This is a genomic window from Micromonospora sp. NPDC049089, from assembly GCF_040648775.1.
Lineage (GTDB): Bacteria > Actinomycetota > Actinomycetes > Mycobacteriales > Micromonosporaceae > Micromonospora.
In genome coordinates this window covers 1-1,590 of record NZ_JBEZEH010000396.1, presented here as the reverse complement: position 1 = coordinate 1,590, position 1,590 = coordinate 1, and the positions used below count along the sequence as shown (strand labels likewise).

The following is a 1,590-nucleotide window of genomic DNA, read 5'->3' as shown; positions in this document are numbered from 1 at the left end:
GTGCCGGGCGCACCCACCGCGCACGACTCAACCTGGGCGATGTCAACCCGAGGTGCAGGAGCGGATCTGTGGGCGGGCGCTGCTGTTGCCGTTGGTCATCGTGGTGAAGCCGAAGGTGTTGCCACTGCCGTTGGACCGCATGGTCATGACCGTCCCGCTGCTGTCCCAGGTGGCCGTGCCGTTCCAGACGGTGGAGATCCGCTGCGGCGAGGTGATGGCCACGACCACGGTCCACGTGCTGGCGCCGCTGACCGTCACTGACGTGTTGTACCTGTCGCCCCAGACGTTGGGGGTCGTGGCGGTCGCTGTGCAGGTGCCGCCGGAGGGCGGCGGGGTGGTCGGCGGTGGGGTGGTCGGCGGGGTCGTGCCGTCCGGCGCGACCGCGCGGCCGGTGGACGGCGAGATCATGCCGGGGCACAGGTTGCGGCTGGTCAGGTTGGCCATGATCTGGGGGATGGCGTCGCGGGTGTTCTGGATCCCGTCGTGCATCAGGATGACCTGACCGGCCTGGAGTCGACTCGCGTTGGACACGATCTGGCTGACGCTGGCGCCGTTCCAGTCCTGCGAGTCCACGTCCCAGATCACCTGGCGCATGCCCAGCGACGACGCCACCGACTGCAGGGTCGAGTTGGTCTCGCCGTACGGGGGCCGGAACAGCACCGGCCGGCTGCCGGTCGCCGACTGGATCGCCGAGCTGGTCTGGGACAGGTCCGACTGCATCTGGGACTGGCTCATCGAGGTCATGTGGGCGTGGTTCCAGCTGTGGTTGGCGACCCACATGCCGGCGGCCACCTGTGCCTGTGCGGCCGACCCGTTGTTCTGGACGTTCTGCCCGACGTTGAACATCGTGGCCCGTACGCCGTTGTTGCGCAGCACGTTGAGCAGCGCGTTGGTGCTGCCGGTCGGGCCGTCGTCGAAGGTGAGGCCGACGTAACCGTTGCAGGTGGCGGCGCTCGACGGGGTCGAGGTGGCGGCGAGGACGACGCCGCACATGGCGACCGCGGTGGCGAGGACGGCGAGCGCCGCGCGCAACCGCCTCGACCACAGGGCCGTGCGGGGGAGAAGTCTGCTCATCTGGTGCCCCTTCTCGCAGACCCGGACGGCGGACGGCGCAGTCCGGACAGGTGTGGTGGTGGGTGGATCGCGGCCTGCTGTCGCATCGACCTCAGTGGATCGGAGTATTACAGCGAGAATTCGAACACGTCAACAAGTTCCGGAATCACTCCGGAACAGGGCAGGGCGGCTCGTGGGGCATGCACGTGCCGTGGCCAGTTGTGACTGCGCTGACGTTGATCTGCCGGGGAGTCGATCGACGCAAACCGCAGCATTGGAGAGAAGCGTGATCCGGAAATTCATCGGAAGTATCGGCGGCCGGCCACGGAGTTGCCGTAGTCCGAGGGCGATGGATTAGTAAAGACTGTGAACAGATGATGTTAGAGTCACTTGCGTCGATATCCGGCTCGGATCTCGGGCCACTGGGGCCCGAGGAAGGAGCAACCACATGACAAGACTCCGCGCGCTGGTCGCGCTGGCCGCGTTGATCGTCGCCGGCGGACTGGTCGCGATCATCCCGGCCACCGCCGCGTCAGC

Annotated in this window: 1 protein-coding gene; it reads right to left on the bottom strand. The window is 67.4% G+C overall.

The window, feature by feature from the left end:
• Positions 1–42: 42 nt before the first annotated feature.
• Positions 43–1,074: a polysaccharide deacetylase family protein gene (locus AB0B48_RS33055; protein ID WP_357208574.1), complete on the bottom strand. Its 1,032-nt coding sequence runs from the start codon at positions 1,072–1,074 to the stop codon at positions 43–45.
• Positions 1,075–1,590: the final 516 nt, after the last annotated feature.

Bases quoted from the DNA above. Each gene is read 5' to 3' on its own strand.
- AB0B48_RS33055 (WP_357208574.1), bottom strand. From the start codon at position 1,074: ATGAGCAGACTTCTCCCCCGCACGGCCCTGTGGTCGAGGCGGTTGCGC.